The 16,324-nt window shown below is 45.1% G+C and carries 15 protein-coding genes; 13 read left to right on the forward strand and 2 right to left on the reverse strand.

Annotated features, from left to right (window positions below):
- Positions 1 to 26 precede the first annotated feature (26 nt).
- From tilS to HRR27_RS06560, 5 genes are all read left to right on the forward strand, one after another.
- On the forward strand, positions 27 to 1,514 hold the full coding sequence (tilS, locus tag HRR27_RS06540) for a tRNA lysidine(34) synthetase TilS (RefSeq protein ID WP_173272053.1): 1,488 nt from the start codon (positions 27 to 29) through the stop codon (positions 1,512 to 1,514).
- 316 nt (positions 1,515 to 1,830) lie between these two features.
- Complete coding sequence (locus HRR27_RS06545) at positions 1,831 to 3,462, forward strand: CTP synthase (protein ID WP_173272055.1); 1,632 nt, start codon at positions 1,831 to 1,833, stop codon at positions 3,460 to 3,462.
- On the forward strand, positions 3,462 to 4,301 hold the full coding sequence (kdsA, locus tag HRR27_RS06550) for a 3-deoxy-8-phosphooctulonate synthase (RefSeq protein ID WP_173272057.1): 840 nt from the start codon (positions 3,462 to 3,464) through the stop codon (positions 4,299 to 4,301). The genes HRR27_RS06545 and kdsA overlap by 1 nt, the downstream gene beginning before the upstream one ends.
- A gap of 150 nt (positions 4,302 to 4,451) precedes the next feature.
- Positions 4,452 to 5,741 (forward strand): phosphopyruvate hydratase, encoded by a 1,290-nt coding sequence (gene eno / locus HRR27_RS06555; RefSeq protein ID WP_173272059.1) that lies wholly within the window; start codon positions 4,452 to 4,454, stop codon positions 5,739 to 5,741.
- A gap of 280 nt (positions 5,742 to 6,021) precedes the next feature.
- The gene (locus tag HRR27_RS06560) at positions 6,022 to 6,408 is read left to right on the forward strand and encodes an FtsB family cell division protein (RefSeq protein WP_173272061.1); all 387 of its coding nucleotides are present in this window, start codon (positions 6,022 to 6,024) and stop codon (positions 6,406 to 6,408) included.
- Positions 6,409 to 6,411: 3 nt separating this feature from the next.
- On the opposite strand, the gene HRR27_RS06565 is transcribed toward HRR27_RS06560, so the two are convergent.
- Positions 6,412 to 6,951: a Smr/MutS family protein gene (locus HRR27_RS06565; RefSeq protein ID WP_173272063.1), complete on the reverse strand. Its 540-nt coding sequence runs from the start codon at positions 6,949 to 6,951 to the stop codon at positions 6,412 to 6,414.
- Positions 6,952 to 7,089: 138 nt separating this feature from the next.
- Here HRR27_RS06565 and surE point away from each other — a divergent pair, with 138 nt between their 5' ends.
- From surE to HRR27_RS06585, 4 genes are all read left to right on the forward strand, one after another.
- Positions 7,090 to 7,878: a 5'/3'-nucleotidase SurE gene (surE, locus tag HRR27_RS06570; protein ID WP_173272065.1), complete on the forward strand. Its 789-nt coding sequence runs from the start codon at positions 7,090 to 7,092 to the stop codon at positions 7,876 to 7,878.
- 19 nt (positions 7,879 to 7,897) lie between these two features.
- A complete protein-coding gene (locus HRR27_RS06575) occupies positions 7,898 to 8,599 on the forward strand; it encodes a protein-L-isoaspartate(D-aspartate) O-methyltransferase (protein WP_243830802.1) in 702 nt (233 codons plus the stop codon).
- Positions 8,596 to 9,177: a YqaA family protein gene (locus HRR27_RS06580; RefSeq protein WP_173272067.1), complete on the forward strand. Its 582-nt coding sequence runs from the start codon at positions 8,596 to 8,598 to the stop codon at positions 9,175 to 9,177. Before HRR27_RS06575 ends, HRR27_RS06580 begins: the two co-directional genes overlap by 4 nt.
- Before the next feature lie 61 nt (positions 9,178 to 9,238).
- Entirely contained in the window at positions 9,239 to 10,081 is an 843-nt protein-coding gene (locus HRR27_RS06585; RefSeq protein ID WP_173272069.1) for a M23 family metallopeptidase, read from the forward strand.
- Between the two features lie 193 nt (positions 10,082 to 10,274).
- On the opposite strand, the gene HRR27_RS06590 is transcribed toward HRR27_RS06585, so the two are convergent.
- Positions 10,275 to 10,661, reverse strand: coding sequence for an Mth938-like domain-containing protein (locus HRR27_RS06590; RefSeq protein WP_173272071.1), 387 nt, complete (start codon positions 10,659 to 10,661; stop codon positions 10,275 to 10,277).
- Positions 10,662 to 10,922: 261 nt separating this feature from the next.
- On the opposite strand from HRR27_RS06590, the gene alaC reads away from it, so the two are divergent.
- From alaC to thrC, 4 genes are all read left to right on the forward strand, one after another.
- Entirely contained in the window at positions 10,923 to 12,122 is a 1,200-nt protein-coding gene (gene alaC / locus HRR27_RS06595) for an alanine transaminase (RefSeq protein ID WP_173272073.1), read from the forward strand.
- 63 nt (positions 12,123 to 12,185) lie between these two features.
- Positions 12,186 to 13,496 (forward strand): homoserine dehydrogenase, encoded by a 1,311-nt coding sequence (locus HRR27_RS06600; RefSeq protein ID WP_173272075.1) that lies wholly within the window; start codon positions 12,186 to 12,188, stop codon positions 13,494 to 13,496.
- 76 nt (positions 13,497 to 13,572) lie between these two features.
- Entirely contained in the window at positions 13,573 to 14,640 is a 1,068-nt protein-coding gene (locus tag HRR27_RS06605) for a hypothetical protein (RefSeq protein ID WP_173272078.1), read from the forward strand.
- A 133-nt stretch (positions 14,641 to 14,773) separates the two neighbouring features.
- Positions 14,774 to 16,252, forward strand: a complete 1,479-nt coding sequence (gene thrC / locus HRR27_RS06610; protein WP_173272080.1) for a threonine synthase — start codon at positions 14,774 to 14,776, stop codon at positions 16,250 to 16,252.
- Positions 16,253 to 16,324: the final 72 nt, after the last annotated feature.

The raw sequence follows: 16,324 nt of genomic DNA on the forward strand, positions 1-16,324 counted from the left end.
TTGTCACGCTCCGTTTAACATAATTTATGTCCCGCACGAACTTGTACGCATTGTCTCAAGCTATTCCTAGTTATTGTCTGCACAATGCGTACTCTTTAACCTCTGACGAAGAAGGTTTTACTCTCCCAATAGCGGATTTCTCCATTCGCACTTTTAATGCCACATTTGATACGAATCTAACAGCACTTTTACATACTGTTCAGCTTTCGGTATCCACGCCAAAATTGTGCATTGCTTTTAGCGGTGGCATGGATTCTTTGGTGCTATTGCACCTATGTCATCAATGGCAAATGCAGGATACTTCTCGGCAAATTCGCGCAGTTTACGTTAATCACAATCTTCATGACCAGGCGTTGGCATGGCAGCGTTTTTGTAGTGATTTCTGTGAACAGCATGGCATTGCGTTTCAGCATTTAAGTATTGAACTATGCGCCACGCATCGCCAAGGCTTGGAAGACACGGCGCGTCGTCTTCGCTATCAAGCGCTGTTTGCTCAGTTAAGTGTGGATGAGGTGTTATTGACGGCACATCACCAAAATGATCAAGCAGAAACCTTCTTATTGAATGCCCTGCGCCAAAGCGGTGTGCGTGGTCTGGGGGCTATGCAGGCTGTTCAGAAAAAGCAGGCGCATTGGCATTTACGTCCTTTGCTCAATACGGCTAAAAAACAGCTTATTGCTTATGCAGCGCTGCATGATTTGTGCTGGATTGAAGACGAATCTAACCATGATATCCAATATCGCCGTAATTGGCTGCGCCATACCATCTTGCCCCAATTGGCTAAACAACAGCCTGCAGCGATTCAAAATTTGGCGGCCACCAGTGTTCACTTACAAGAAGCCGATCATTTATTGAATAAATTGGCGCAGTTGCAGTTGCGAGCCGGCGATGCCACTCCACTGTATTTAAGGCGTGATCCTTTGCTGGAGTGGGCCGAGCAAAAAAATGTTTTACGTTACTGGTTGACTCAATGCAGCGCTTATTCGAGTCGCTTGAATAAAACCGTACTTGATTGGCTTGCAATTTACTGGCAGCCAGAGATCACAGGCAGTGCACAATTGCAACTTGGCAGAGGACGGTCTCTGCGTATTTTTCAGCAACGCCTTTATCTGCTGACAGAGATGCCGCCTAGTTTGCAGCAAACCTATGACTTTGCTTGGTTAAGTGGGCAACCACAAATTGACGTTGCTGACACGCACGTGTGGCATTGGCACTTACCTAAACCATTCAATCCAGATAATGCCCAAATCCTAAGCTTGGCGTATATTCAGCAAAACCATGCTGACTGGTATCAAATCAATAAAAAAGCACTAAAACGTTTTTTTCAGAGCAGTCAAATTCCTCCATGGGAGCGTGATCTATGGCCAGTGATTCAATATAAAGACAGCTTGTCGATTTACCCACTAGGGCTGGCAAGAGCAAAAAACCACTCCCAAATTGCGTGTGAGTCAGTCCTTTCACTCAATCAAATACAGTGCTGGCGACTATGCGGTCTCTTGAAAGACTCCTTATAAACAGCTATAAATAGGCAATTAAAAATCTTTTTAAAACCGCATAGTGCGTAAGTATTTTCTTGAGTTAGGGTCTGGTGCTATCTGTTTTTATCCGGTCTTGCCATAACAAAAAACCCCGCCTTGTCCAGTCAAGTTTTTCGGTGTTTGAACTCATTTTGACTTTTTTTGCGTATCCTTAAATTAATCCATTAAGTCATCACGTTTTTTTGGGAAAGAGATTGCTGTAAAGAGACAGATTCGCTATAATGCGCTTCCATTCTGATTACTTGAATCGTTGTACTTCAAGTTCTTTTTTTTTCTCTTAAAAGTGACCCTAATGACGAAATATATTTTTGTAACAGGTGGCGTTGTATCCTCGCTAGGTAAAGGGATTGCAGCGGCTTCGCTTGGTGCTTTATTGGAAGCACGCGGGCAGAAAGTCAGCATGTTAAAGATGGATCCCTACATCAATGTTGACCCTGGCACCATGAGCCCATTACAGCATGGTGAAGTTTTTGTAACCGATGACGGTGCAGAAACCGATTTGGACTTAGGTCACTACGAACGCTTTGTACAGCGTAACTTCACCCGTCGCAACAGTTTTTCAACCGGCCAAGTTTATGAAACCGTCATCCGTAATGAACGCCGTGGTGATTATCTTGGCGGTACGGTTCAGGTTATTCCGCACATTACTGATGAAATTAAAAATCGTATTAAACTGGCTGCGGCTGGTTACGATGTTGCCTTGGTCGAAGTCGGCGGTACGGTAGGGGACATTGAATCCTTGCCGTTTTTAGAAGCCATTCGCCAGTTAAGTTTAGAAGTAGGGCGCGCTAACGCACTTTTTATGCACTTAACGCTTCTGCCATACATTGCCGTCGCCGGTGAAGTGAAAACCAAACCCACTCAGCATTCGGTTAAAGAGTTGCGTTCAATTGGTATTCAGCCTGACATTCTCATTTGTCGTTCAGAAATGGCGTTAGAAGACGGTGAGCGCCGTAAGATTGCGCTTTTTACCAATGTTGAAGAGCGTGCGGTGATTAACTCTTTGGATGCGCGTACGATTTACGAAGTACCGCGTCTATTGCATGAGCAAGGGCTTGACGATTTAGTTATCGAACGTTTAAACATTTCAGCGGATGCGGTCGATCTATCCGATTGGGATAAAGTGGTTGCAGATCAACTGAATCCAGAAAAATCGGTTGAGATTGCCATGGTTGGTAAGTACACCGATTTAACCGAAGCCTATAAGTCGCTCATTGAATCCTTGATTCATGCAGGGATTCACAGCCGCACTAAAGTGAATATTGATTACATCGACTCTGAAGAGTTGGAAAAAACCGATTTAAACCGACTACACAACAAAGACGCCATTTTGGTTCCGGGTGGATTTGGTGAGCGTGGTGTCGAAGGCAAAATCAAGGCGATTCAATTTGCGCGTGAAAATAAAGTGCCTTATTTGGGCATCTGTTTGGGTATGCAAATGGCGGTCGTCGAATATGCTCGTAATGTCGCAGGACTGGCGCATGCCCACTCTACCGAACTGAATCCTAAAACGCCGCATCCAGTGGTCGCCTTGATTACCGAATGGACGGATGAAGAGGGGAATGTCGTTGAACGTGATGAGCAGACCGATTTAGGTGGCACCATGCGTTTGGGCGGACAGCAATGCCAATTGCAAGCCGGTTCTAAGATTGCTGAAATCTATGGTGCAGACACAATTCGCGAGCGCCATCGCCATCGTTATGAAGTGAATGATGGATATATTGCGCGCTTAGAAGAGGCTGGGCTGAAGTTTGCGGGTCGCTCTGAAGATGGCAGCTTGGTAGAGACTATTGAGATCCCGAATCATCCTTGGTTTGTGGCGTGTCAGTTCCATCCGGAATTTACGTCGACACCGCGTAAAGGACATCCGCTGTTCAGTGCTTTTGTGAATGCGGCTAATGATTACAAACAAGGACAAGCGTAATGCAACTTTGTCATTTTCATGCCGGTTTAGATAAGCCACTGTTTTTAATTGCTGGGCCTTGCGTCATTGAATCCGAAGCGATGGCAATGAACACTGCCGCCGCTCTGAAGACCTTGACCGATGAGTTGGGTATTCCGTTTATTTACAAGTCGTCTTTTGATAAAGCCAATCGTTCTTCGACAAAAAGCTTTCGTGGCTTAGGAATCGAAGAAGGATTGCGTATTTTGCAAAAAGTGAAAGACGAAATTGGCGTTCCAGTGTTAACCGATGTCCACGAAGACAGTCCGTTGGATGAAGTCGCTTCAGTGGTGAATGTTATGCAGACACCGGCGTTTTTAGTGCGCCAAACGAACTTTATTCAAAATGTTTGTAAGCAAGGGTTGCCTGTCAATATCAAAAAAGGGCAGTTCCAAGCGCCTTGGGATATGGAGCAAGTCGTTGCCAAAGCGCGTGAAGTGGGCAATGAAAATATCATGGTCTGTGATCGTGGGACATCATTTGGTTACAACACCTTGGTTTCGGATATGCGTGGTTTGGCGCAAATGCGCTCAACCGGTTGTCCTGTGGTATTTGATGCAACTCATTCAGTGCAACAGCCTGGTGGTCAGGGGATGACTTCCGGCGGACAACGTGAGATGGTTCCTGTATTGGCGCGCGCGGCAATTGCGGCGGGTATCAGCGGTCTTTTTATGGAAACACATCCAGACCCTTCAAAGGCACTGAGTGACGGCCCAAATATGTGGCCGCTAGGCAACCTTAGACCGCTATTGGAAACGATGAAAGAGCTTGACGATGTCGTCAAAAAGCACGGATTCATCGAAAATAGCCTATTAGGTTAAAGCGTTACATTAAGCCCTGAAATGTGTTTTCGGGGCTTTATTTTGTGAATTAATCTGGCTGTCATTTAACCGGCGTATCTTACGTTTACAGTTAAACAGCTGACAACATATTATAAGTTTCTTAAATTTCAATTAACGATAGGAAAAACAATGTCATTAATTAAAGATATTAAAGCTCGCCAAGTCATTGACTCTCGCGGTAATCCAACTGTGGAAGCGGATGTGATCTTGGAAGACGGCTCAAAAGGCCGTGGTATTTCTCCATCTGGAGCCTCTACCGGTTCACGTGAAGCAATCGAATTACGTGATGGCGACAAATCTAAATTTGGTGGCAAAGGCGTACTTAACGCAGTTAACAACATCAATACCGAAATCAAAGCGAAGCTGATTGGTATGGACGCGACAGATCAAAAAGCGATTGACAACGCGATGATTGAGCTTGATGGTACGCACAACAAAGCACGTTTAGGCGCGAACGCCATTCTTGCTGTTTCGATTGCGACTGCACAAGCTGCAGCAGCATCTAAAGGTCTACCACTTTACGTCTATCTAAAAACCGACGATTACCAGATGCCTGTCCCAATGATGAACATTATCAATGGTGGTGAGCATGCAGATAACTCTGTTGATTTCCAAGAGTTTATGATTATGCCGGTCGGCGCGCCTTCTATGTCAGAAGCCATTCGTTACGGTGCTGAAGTGTTCCATATGCTTAAAAAAGTACTGCATGATAAAGGGTACAATACCGCAGTTGGTGACGAGGGCGGTTTCGCTCCTGACCTAAAGTCAAACGAAGAAGCGATTACCGTTATTTTGGAAGCAATTGAAGCCGCTGGTTACAAAGCAGGTGAAGACATTATGATTGCAATGGATGCCGCTTCTTCTGAGTTATACAACAAAGAAACAGGTAACTACTACTTAGCGTCTGAAGATAAAACGCTAACTTCTGCAGAGATGGTTGATTTCTTGGGTGCATGGGTTAACAAGTACCCGATTATCTCAATTGAAGACGGTCTGGATGAGTCTGACTGGGACGGCTTTAAACTGCAAACTGAAAAATTTGGCGACCGTCTACAAGTCGTCGGTGATGATTTATTCGTGACCAATCCAAAAATTTTGGCCGAAGGCATTGAGAAAGGCGTTGGTAACTCAATCCTAATCAAGATTAACCAAATCGGTACTTTAACGGAAACCTTTGAAGCGATTGCAATGGCTAAAAAGGCGGGGTATACCGCAGTTGTATCTCATCGTTCTGGTGAAACTGAAGACACAACAATTGCCGACATCGCAGTGGCAACGGGTTGTGGCCAAATCAAGACCGGTTCTCTGTCTCGTACTGACCGTATCGCAAAATATAATCAACTGATTCGTATTGAAGAAGCTTTGGGTGCAGAAGCGGTTTACCCTGGTAAAGCGGCTTTTTATAATCTAAAGAAATAATTTACTTTGGAAAAGATGGAATAAATTGCCCATTGGGCTAAGGGCTTTGTAAAATTTGCTTTGCTTGAATGACTGTGGTTTGATTACTTGCTTTTGTCAAGTTTGAATCGGCTGTTAAAGTTGTCCTGTCGCAAATTTTGCCCTAGCCAAACAAAGCTCCCTTGGACTTTTTTTGTATTTTCTGAGTGAATGATGCGCAAAGCGCCAAGAGATTTAAGGCTCTTGGCGCTTTTTCTTTTTTTGGTAGAATTTCACTTTGCTAGGGAAATAGTTGAAGGCGATGAAAAGAAAATTCATTATTATTGGTTTAGCGGTTTTATGTGTCTACTTCTTACTGCGTTTATTGTTTGCGGACAGTGGGTTTTCTGGCTTATGGAGTAATCAGCAAGATGTACAGGCGATCAAACAAGAATTGGCAAAACTAGAGGCGGAGAACATTCGTTTAAAGCAAAAAATCAACGCGTTGCATAACTCGACCGATGGCATAGAAACCTTAGCCAGAGAAAACCTCGGGATGATTAAAAAGAACGAAGTTTTTATTGAAGTCATTTCGGTCACGCCTTTAATGCCAAGTGCAGAAAAGCGTCCGCTCGATGCGGATGGCAACATTCTTGAAGAGGCGATTGAAGAAGAAAGCAGCGCGCCGCCAGAGGCGATTAAACCTTAACGTTCACGCTTTTAAGAGCACATTAACCGCGCCGACACCACCGTCTTTTTCCATCGCGGAGCTAAAGGCAATCACCTGTGGGCACTGGCGCAAGACTTCATTGGTTAAATTTTTTAAAATCGGAAATTCACTGTCGGAGTTATACCCTTTACCGTGCACAATCCGCAAAAAACGCAGCCGATAAGCGATGGCTTCTGCTAAAAAGGCATTTAATTGGCACAACGCCTGCTCATGTGTGCAACCATGTAAATCCAATAAGGATTGCACGACAAAATCACCACTCTTCAGGCGTTTGATATCACGCAATTGCACCCCTTTTTGAGCGTATTGCACAGTTTCAAAGGCACCAACTTTAGCAAAGGTGACCGAACGATTTAAATGCAATGTTGGGGTGCTTTTCGGTTGCCGTTTAAGTTGTTTAATGGTTTTTCTTGCCGTTTGCTGTTGTTTTTCACGGCTGTAATGCTTGATCTTATTATTGTCTGGCAAGGGCGTTACATCGTGCATCGCCTCGGCAAATAAGTTTGTCTCTTGATCACTCACTGCTGATTATTCCTATTACGATTCTGGCGTAGTCATTTTCAAGGCGCTTTTTTACCCCTTCCTTTGCTAAAGCGCGGACTTATCGGTATATTAACTGCCTAAAACTTAACTCGCATTTAATGGGTATATTGTAACGGAATGAAACTCCTAATCTCGAATGATGATGGCTACTTTGCCCCTGGCATCCAAACACTTTTTAATGCTTTACAGGCGTTGCCGCAGATTGAAACACTGACGCTTATCGCACCAGATCGCAACCGCAGCGCCGCCAGTAACTCTTTAACGCTGCTTAATCCGCTGCGTACGCAGTTAATCAGTGAATCGAGTGATCAAAAAATCAGCCAATATTCGGTTAACGGTACGCCAACCGATTGCGTGCACTTAGGAGTGAATGGGGCGCTTGGGTTTCAGCCTGATATGGTTATTTCCGGAATCAATGCCGGTGCGAATATGGGCGATGATGTACTCTATTCCGGCACTGTGGCTGCGGCCACCGAAGGTCGTTTTCTGGGCAAGCCTTCGATAGCGATCTCTCTTTGCGGTCATCAGCACTTTGCGACAGCGGCACATTTTTTTCTCAAGATTTTCAACAGCCTAGAGCAACTTCGTTTAAGTGCAGACAGCATTTTAAATATCAATGTACCGGACTTGCCGATTACGCAAATCCGCGGCATTAAAATTACGCGTTTAGGGCGGCGGCACGCCTCAGAAGCGGTGGTAACTCAGTTGGATCCACGGGGATTGCCAATTCATTGGATTGGTCCTGCTGGTGTCGCTGCTGACGCCGCTGAAGATACTGATTTTCATGCCGTCGAGGCTGGGTACATCTCGATTACCCCTTTGACAATCGATTTAACCCATTATCAAACGCTTCAAGCATTACAGCAATGGGCGCATCTATTTGATGATTATGTTGGTCAATCATGATTAATCAGAGAGCTTTGCGATGATGCCGCCTTATGCTGGTCAGCCTTTAAACGCGCAAATTTGCCAAGAATTTGATGGCGTTGGTATGACGTCGCCACGCAGCCGTCAACGTCTTATCGACAGTTTATTACAACAAGGCATTTTGCATGATAGCCGGGTTGCGCAGGTGATGAACATGGTGCCACGGCATCTTTTTGTTGATCCTGCTTTTGCACAGCGCTCGTATGAAGACTGTGCTTTGCCGATTGGCCATGAACAAACTATTTCACACCCATCGACGGTGGCGCTGATGACTCAATGGTTGATTGCTGAACAGCCAATTCACAAAGTATTGGAGATTGGTACCGGTTCGGGTTATCAAACGGCACTGCTTTCCGCCCTTTGTTCGGAAGTCTATACGGTAGAACGCATTACCGAATTGAGTTACCAAGCGCAAAGTCGTCTCCATCAATTGCAAGTTGGTAATGTGCATTTCTTTACCGCTGATGGTCATTGGGGGTTGCCGGATTTGGCGCCGTTTGATGCCATTATCTCTGCGGCTTCGCCAGAAACTTTACCGCCAGAATTAGTCGCACAGTTAAAAGAGGGTGGGCGAATGGTAATTCCAATTGGTGCTGAGCCGCAGCATCTTTATGGCTTTGTTCGCCAAGGTGAGCAGTTACAACAATATCCATTGGGGGATGTTAGTTTTGTTCCAATGCGAAAAGGAGTCGCGCAATGAAAATTTTCTCACCGCTGTACCGCGCCGTTTTACGCTGGTCAGCACATCCAAAAGCCCCTTATTATCTTGGTGGGATGAGTTTTGCCGAATCCTCATTTTTCCCGATTCCACCGGATATTATGCTAATGCCGATGAGTTTGGCTCGTCCTCAACAAGCATTTTGGTTTGCTTGGATCACCACGGTTTTTTCCGTTTTAGGTGGGCTATTAGGCTATGCAATTGGTTATTTTGCGATTGATGCGATTACCCCGTTGATTGTCGAGCTGGGTTACCAAGGTAAGTTAGATAGCGCCACGCAATTTTTTGCTGATTACGGCGTCTGGGTGGTGTTTATCGCCGGATTCAGTCCTATTCCGTATAAAGTATTCACCATTACCGCTGGCGCCAGTTCGATGGCACTCTTGCCGTTTGTAATCGCTTCTTTCATTGGCCGCGGTGCGCGTTTTTATTTGGTCGCCGGCCTGATGAAGTGGGGTGGAGCGCCTTTAGAACCGCTCATCCAAAAATGGGTCGACTGGATTGGTTGGATCTTGGTTGCGATCATCGTGCTAGTCGTAGGTTGGCACTATCTGTTTTAATGTAAAAATGCGATTTATAACGCCACTTTTACTGTATTAACTGTTTAAAAAGAACTGTATTATGCTCAATTTAGCACCATCTAAACCTAAGATACTTATTGCTTCAATCTCGCTATTGCTGTTAAGCAGCCAGTTTTCTGGTTGCAGTTCGCAACTGAAATACGAGCCAACTGCACAGAATGATGGCCGCGAAAGCACAATTAAGGCGCAGACAACACGACAGGGCGAAAATCCCTGTGCAATAATTTATGTGGTCAGTCCTGGCGACAGCCTTGGCAAAATTGCCCGTAAATGCGATGTGCCACTCGAGTTATTGCAAGAAGCCAACAATATTAAACGCGCAGATTTGATTTATATTAATCAAGAACTGCGTATTCCCTATGCTGAGCCAGTTAATAGTGAGTCAAAAGAGAAAGAGGTTGTTCAGCAAACTCAAGAGACACCTGATAACTCGGTTGCCCAAGTTTTTAATCGCGATCAAGGCCAATATCAATCGCAACCGATTGAGTCCGCAAAGGATCCGTCACAAAGCAGTTTTAATTGGATTTGGCCAATGAACAAACAGACTGATTATCGCTTTGTACGGGATGCAAAAGGGATTAGCGCTTTAGAAATTTACGGTTTTATTGGCCAAAGTGTGTATGCGATGGCGGATGGCGTTGTGGTTTTTGCGGGTGATGGGATTGCCGATTTTGGCAATATGGTGATGTTACGCCACGCCGATGGCAAGCTGTCCGTCTATGCGCATAACCATAAATTACTGGTTCAAAAAGGGGAACAGGTCCAAGCTGGACAGCAGATTGCCGAAATGGGCGCGACAGGGGTAACCCAGCGGCCAAAACTGTATGTAGAAACGCGTTATCACGGTCAGAAGATTTCCATTAAAAACATCTTAACCAATTGAGGTTGGAATAAGTTTCCATCGGATTCTATAAGTTGTAGCAAGGGATTGTTTAGTCTTGACGAGATAACCGCAAACAGTCGCCTTGCTCAGCAAAAAGGCTCTATGCCCGAGAGCATTTGGGGTTTTATTGGGTCTATTTTCCAGTGAAAAATCAATTTAAAGGCTGTGCTAACTTACTGAACAATCAGATTTTTCAGTTAGTCTCTGCTTGCGAGAAGATTAACGCAAGTACCACATCGCGGTCCTCGGTAGTTAATACATTATAAGTGCGGCAGGCTGCATCATTCGCCATCACTTCCAGACCAATACCATGACAGGCACAATAAGAGAAAAAGCGTATATCTGGAAACACCTGTTTTTCACCCGTGCCTAAAATAATCACCTCTGGTTGCAGCGCCACAATCGGTTGTAAATGTTCGTCACTTAAATCTGCAATCTGTTGAATCGTCCAATCGCTGAAAATTTCATGCTGGGTAAAATACAGGCTTTGTTTAAAAACCTGCGCATTAATTCGTACCTCACCAGATTGATAGGTTTTTACTACATTGATATTTGAATCGCGGTGTTCGCTAAATTTCATCGTTCTTCCTTTGTCCCCTGTTGGGGAAATATTTAAGCATCAATCTTCCCTGTAAAAATCATTCCAAAGTGAACGATGTTTCACCCAAATTTGCCTGTATTAAAGCGGATTCTGGCATTTTTTTCAATTGACGTAAAACTTTGATGCTGTATCATTATCCCCTTTAATAAAACCCATAATTTTCTTATTTTTTGGCTTGTTTGAGAGCGGTTGCGGCGCAACTAAAACGCGGCTCAACACTTGGTTGGAAAGGCATTTTTCGTGGCAGACGAATTTCAAAGAATTAAAAGACTCCCTCCTTATGTTTTTAACATCACTGGAGAACTCAAAGCAGAAGCGCGCCGTCGTGGTGAAGACATTATTGACTTTGGTATGGGCAATCCAGATCAGGACACGCCAAAACACATCGTCGATAAACTTATTGAAGTTGTCCAGCGCGAGGGTACGCATCGCTACTCGGTTTCGCAAGGGATTCCGCGTCTGCGTAAGGCGATCTGTAACTGGTATAAAACCAAGTTCGATGTTGAGCTAGATTCCGACAGTGAAGTCGTGGTTACCATCGGCTCTAAAGAAGGGCTGGCGCACTTAGCTTTAGCCACGGTGGAAAAGGGCGATACGGTATTAGTGCCAAATCCGGCTTATCCGATTCACCCATATGGCTTTGTGATTGCCGGTGCCGATATTCGCCATGTACGAATGACGCCTGACGTTGATTTTTTCGAGGAACTGGAAAAAGCGATTAAGGATTCATGGCCAAAGCCGAAAATGCTGGTTTTGAACTTTCCTGGCAACCCAACAACGCAAACCGTTGAATTGGATTTCTTTGAGAAAGTGGTGGCGATTGCGAAAGAACACAATATTTGGGTTATTCACGATTTGGCCTATGCCGACATCGCTTTTGATGGTTATAAAGCACCGTCGATTATGCAAGTAGAAGGCGCTAAAGATATTGCAGTTGAATTTTACACCCTATCAAAAAGCTACAATATGCCAGGCTGGCGTGTTGGGTTTATGGTTGGGAATCCAGAGCTGGTACACGCACTTAAACGGATGAAATCTTACTTGGATTACGGTACTTTTACGCCTATTCAAGTTGCGGCAATTACCGCGTTAGAAGGGCCACAAGAATGCGTGCAGGAAATTTCCGACATGTATAAGTCACGTCGCGATGTACTATGCGCCGGTCTTAATGCGATTGGCTGGGAAGTTACGCCACCTAAAGCGACGATGTTCGTTTGGGCGAAAATTCCGCCAGAATATCTGGCAATGGGGTCGCTAGAGTTTTCTAAAAAATTGCTGACGGAAGCTAAAGTGGCGGTTGCTCCGGGTATCGGTTTTGGTGACTATGGCGACGACCATGTTCGTTTCGGTCTGATTGAAAATGAGCATCGTACGCGTCAAGCTATCCGCGGTATTCGTGATATGTTCCGCAAAGATGGTTTAATCCAACAAAATAAATAAACAGTAGCGCTCCAGCGGCACTATCCGGCTGCTGGACAAATTCCACAGGATTACTAATACACTATGAAAACCTTTAAGATTGGTCTACTTGGTCTTGGAACGGTTGGCGGCGGAACGCTCAACATCCTGCAAACCACGCTCACTGAAATCAAGCGTCGCATCGGCCACAATATTGAAGTCCGCATCATTGCTGTTCGAGATTTGAATCGAGCGCGCTCGGTTGATGTCAGCGGCATTCAAATGACCACCAATCCAGAAGAGGTTGTTTCGCATCCAGATGTCGATATCGTGGTCGAGTTAATCGGCGGCACCAGTTACGCCAAAGACTTACTGATTACGGCGATTAACAACGGTAAGCATGTGGTGACAGCCAATAAGGCACTGATTGCCGAATATGGCAATGAGCTGTTTGCGTTGGCAAACCAAAATAACGTGATTGTTAATTATGAAGCTGCGGTCGCTGGTGGTATCCCGATTATTAAAGCGGTACGTGAAGGTTTAGCGGCTAATAAAATCGAATGGCTAGCTGGAATTATTAACGGTACAGGCAATTATATTCTGACTGAGATGGCCAAGCCAGGCGCGGATTTTGAACAGGTTTTGAAGACCGCGCAAGCGCTTGGTTATGCTGAAGCAGATCCAACCTTTGATGTTGAAGGGATTGATGCTGCGCATAAGCTGACCATCCTCGCGTCAATTGGGTTTGGCATTGAACTGCAGTTCAATAAAACCTACACCGAAGGGATTAGCAAAATCACAGCGCAGGACATTCAATTTGCCAAGCAGTTGGGTTTTAAAATTAAACATCTCGGTATTGCCAATCGCACAGCCAGCGGCTACTCATTGCGCGTTCATCCGGCTTTAGTTGCCCAAGATGTGTTAATTGCAAATGTCGATGGCGTGATGAATGCTGTCATGGTCAAGGGTGATCATGTTGGTCCGACTATGTATTATGGTCCAGGCGCTGGGGCTGGCCCAACGGCGAGTGCGGTGGTCGCAGACATTATTGATATCATTCGTGCGCAATCGCAAAATATCGAAGATCGCGTTCCAGGCTTAGGGTTTAAAGCTGAGCAGTTGGCGCAAGCTCCAGTTGAAGCGATTGACCAAATTTGTAGCAGATACTATCTGCGTTGTTCTGTTAACGACCAAGCCGGCGCTTTAGCGCAAATCTCAGCCAAACTGGCGGATTTCCAAATAAGTGTTGATCAACTCCACCAAGAGCCTTCATTAGAGGACTCGGAAGCAGTGACCTTAGTGATGATTACTGACAAAGTTCAGGAGTCGGTATTAAATCAAGCACTGCTGGCCTTAACCTCTCTTGGCGTGGTCGATAGCGAACTGCAGCGTATTCGAGTAGCCGATTTAGGTTAAACCTCGCCGCGTCTAACGTTTAAAGCCAGTGTAACAACTGGCTTTTTTATCACTCAATTTTAAGGTGTATCGACTGATGAGAGCCGTTTCAACTTCTGCCGCATATAATCGTTCATTGACCTTGTGGGTACCAGGCCTATTGCATCCACAAAGAGTTGCGCAGAGCGAAGTTGAACTAACGAAAAAAATAACACCAGTACTGCGAAAACTGCTATCAAAAGCCGATTACCATCCAAGGCTTGAACGGGATTTTACCGAGCAGGCTTGTTATTTATTTCATCAGACCAGCGTTCTCCCCAGAGCCGCATTATCTGCGTCCATTTTAGTTCCTGAAGCGTTTCAACAGGCGCCGGACGATTTTTGGCTAAGTGTCGATCCGGTGCAGATGATTCCTGACCGTGACACCTTGGTGTTAATTCCGCCGAGCGACTTGGCAATCAGCATAGTTGAATCACAACAGCTACTGCAGGCCTTTAACCAGCATTTTGCAGAAGATGGTGTAGAACTGTTATTTGGCGGGGCCGAGCAGTGGTTTATGCAGATTAAGCAATCGATTGATCTGCAATCTACTCGTCTAACGGACGTTGCTTATCAAAGCATCAACCAGGCCTATCCGCGCGGAAATGCCGCCACTTATTGGCGCCAATTAATCAACGAAACACAAATGTTGTTTTATACCCATCCGGTGAATGTGAAGCGGCGAGAGCAAGGCTTGCCAGAAATCAACAGCATTTGGCCGTGGGGAGAGGGCACTTTGCAGCATCAAAACATCAAGCAGCGCATCCATGCTGCGATTTTTGCCGATTCGGCTTATCTGCAGGGCTTGGCGTTGGCCACTGGTGCAGAATCAAAGAGGCAAGTGACCCAAGCTAAAGACTGGCTGTCTCAAGCGTCTGCTGGACATAACTTGGTGTACTTGGACACACTTGCGGAGCGCATTCCAAGCTTGCAACAGAATGAATGGCTGAGTGTTGTGCAAGATTTTGAAACCCAATGGATGCAACCGCTATTGGCTGCACTGCACGCCGGTACAATCGATTCACTGTTTTTAGACCTCGGTGCCAATCAGCATTTTTATTTGAATGCGCGTGCTCTTAAACGTTTTTGGCGATGGAATAAAAATCTGCGCACACTGTGCGAATAAGTCAGTGATTTTAAGCAGACAACAAGCGATTCATTCCGACTTATTCCTTGTCTGACTCAGCAATTCGTAAAAACATTCGGTATAATTCCGCACATTATTGAATTTGTAACCTATTTGTTAACTAAGGCACCCCATGAACTTTATCGAAACCCGTGGCAATGATGGTCAAAAACCAACGTCTATCAGTTTTTCGCAAGCGATTCTTAGTCCGATGTCCTCGTTTGGCGGCATTTACTCACCTGAATATCTTCCAACGTTACGTGAAGCTTTTCTTACCGATCACGTTAATTCCGGTTATAAAGTCTTAGCTAAAGATCTGTTAACCGCTTTTGAAGTCGATATTGACGAGGCCGTGATTGATGAAGCCTTGGCATTGTACGACAAATTTGATGATCCAAGTAATCCCGTGCCAGTGGTCAAAGTCTATGATGACCTGTATGTTTCCGAACTGTTTCACGGTCCGACTCGCGCCTTTAAAGACATGGCGTTACAGCCTTTCGGTAAAGTTCTATCGGCGGTCGCGCAAGCACGCAACGAAAAATATCTCATTTTAGCGGCAACCAGTGGGGATACTGGACCGGCGGCCTTAGAAACCTTTAAAAACCGCGATAACGTACAAGTTGCTTGTCTGTACCCAGACGGCGGAACGTCTGATGTGCAGCGTTTACAGATGGTTACTGAAAATGCCGCCAATTTGAAAGTCATCGGTATTCATGGGGATTTTGATGATGCGCAAACGGCTTTAAAATCTTTGCTGACGTCAGAAAAATTTAACGCTGCGTTGCAAAAACATGATATTTCTCTATCGGCGGCCAACTCGGTGAATTTTGGGCGGATTATATTTCAAACAATTTACCATGTTTACAGCTATTTAGAATTAGTGCGCCAGGGCGCAATCCAAATGGGCGAGCAGGTGTACCTGAACGTACCAAGTGGAAACTTTGGCAATGCGTTGGGCGGTTACTACGCAATGAAAATGGGCTTGCCGGTCAAGCAAATCCACATTGCCTCTAACAATAACAACGTGTTAACACGTTTTATTAACACAGGTGCTTACGACTTGCGCACCAGTTCGGTCATCCCAACCACATCACCGGCGATGGATATTCTTAAGTCTTCTAATGTTGAGCGCATCTTATTTGACCTGTTTGGCGCTGAGCGTACCAAAGAGTTGATGCTGCAGCTGGATAATGAAAAATATTACCAACTTAATTCCGATGAATTGGCCCAGGTGCAAAGTATTTTTGCAGCTGATTTCTGTACCGACCAAGAAGGGTTGGATTACATTAAACAAGCGTTTGCAGTAAATTATTTAATGTGTCCACACACCGCCACCTGTTTTAAAGTGTATGACACTAAGCGCCAAGATAAGTCGATTAAAACCATCGCTTATGCAACCGCGGAATGGACGAAATTTTCACCGAATATCGCGTTGGCGATTACCGGCGAGAAACCTGAACACGACCAACAAGCATTGCAAATGATTGCCGAGCAAGCTGGCGTAACGGTGCCAACGCAGATTGCGGAGCTGTTTAATAAAGAGATTGCTCAAAAAACCTTAGTCGATAAAACCGCTATCGAAACGGCGATTTTGGATTTCTTAAACCAGTAAGTGTTTAGGATAAATCGGATTTTGGTCTTAAAAAAGCCGCCAAAATTGGCGGCTTTTTTATTATTTAACTTA

The organism is Thiosulfatimonas sediminis (genome assembly GCF_011398355.1).
GTDB lineage: Bacteria > Pseudomonadota > Gammaproteobacteria > Thiomicrospirales > Thiomicrospiraceae > Thiomicrorhabdus > Thiomicrorhabdus sediminis_A.

What these genes read in the sequence shown, in the direction of transcription:
- tilS (WP_173272053.1), top strand. Translation starts at nt 27, where the DNA reads ATGTCCCGCACGAACTTGTACGCATTGTCTCAAGCTATTCCTAGTTAT.
- HRR27_RS06545 (WP_173272055.1), top strand. Translation starts at nt 1,831, where the DNA reads ATGACGAAATATATTTTTGTAACAGGTGGCGTTGTATCCTCGCTAGGT.
- kdsA (WP_173272057.1), top strand. Translation starts at nt 3,462, where the DNA reads ATGCAACTTTGTCATTTTCATGCCGGTTTAGATAAGCCACTGTTTTTA.
- eno (WP_173272059.1), top strand. Translation starts at nt 4,452, where the DNA reads ATGTCATTAATTAAAGATATTAAAGCTCGCCAAGTCATTGACTCTCGC.
- HRR27_RS06560 (WP_173272061.1), top strand. Translation starts at nt 6,022, where the DNA reads ATGAAAAGAAAATTCATTATTATTGGTTTAGCGGTTTTATGTGTCTAC.
- surE (WP_173272065.1), top strand. Translation starts at nt 7,090, where the DNA reads ATGAAACTCCTAATCTCGAATGATGATGGCTACTTTGCCCCTGGCATC.
- HRR27_RS06575 (WP_243830802.1), top strand. Translation starts at nt 7,898, where the DNA reads ATGATGCCGCCTTATGCTGGTCAGCCTTTAAACGCGCAAATTTGCCAA.
- HRR27_RS06580 (WP_173272067.1), top strand. Translation starts at nt 8,596, where the DNA reads ATGAAAATTTTCTCACCGCTGTACCGCGCCGTTTTACGCTGGTCAGCA.
- HRR27_RS06585 (WP_173272069.1), top strand. Translation starts at nt 9,239, where the DNA reads ATGCTCAATTTAGCACCATCTAAACCTAAGATACTTATTGCTTCAATC.
- HRR27_RS06590 (WP_173272071.1), bottom strand. Translation starts at nt 10,661, where the DNA reads ATGAAATTTAGCGAACACCGCGATTCAAATATCAATGTAGTAAAAACC.
- HRR27_RS06600 (WP_173272075.1), top strand. Translation starts at nt 12,186, where the DNA reads ATGAAAACCTTTAAGATTGGTCTACTTGGTCTTGGAACGGTTGGCGGC.
- HRR27_RS06605 (WP_173272078.1), top strand. Translation starts at nt 13,573, where the DNA reads ATGAGAGCCGTTTCAACTTCTGCCGCATATAATCGTTCATTGACCTTG.
- thrC (WP_173272080.1), top strand. Translation starts at nt 14,774, where the DNA reads ATGAACTTTATCGAAACCCGTGGCAATGATGGTCAAAAACCAACGTCT.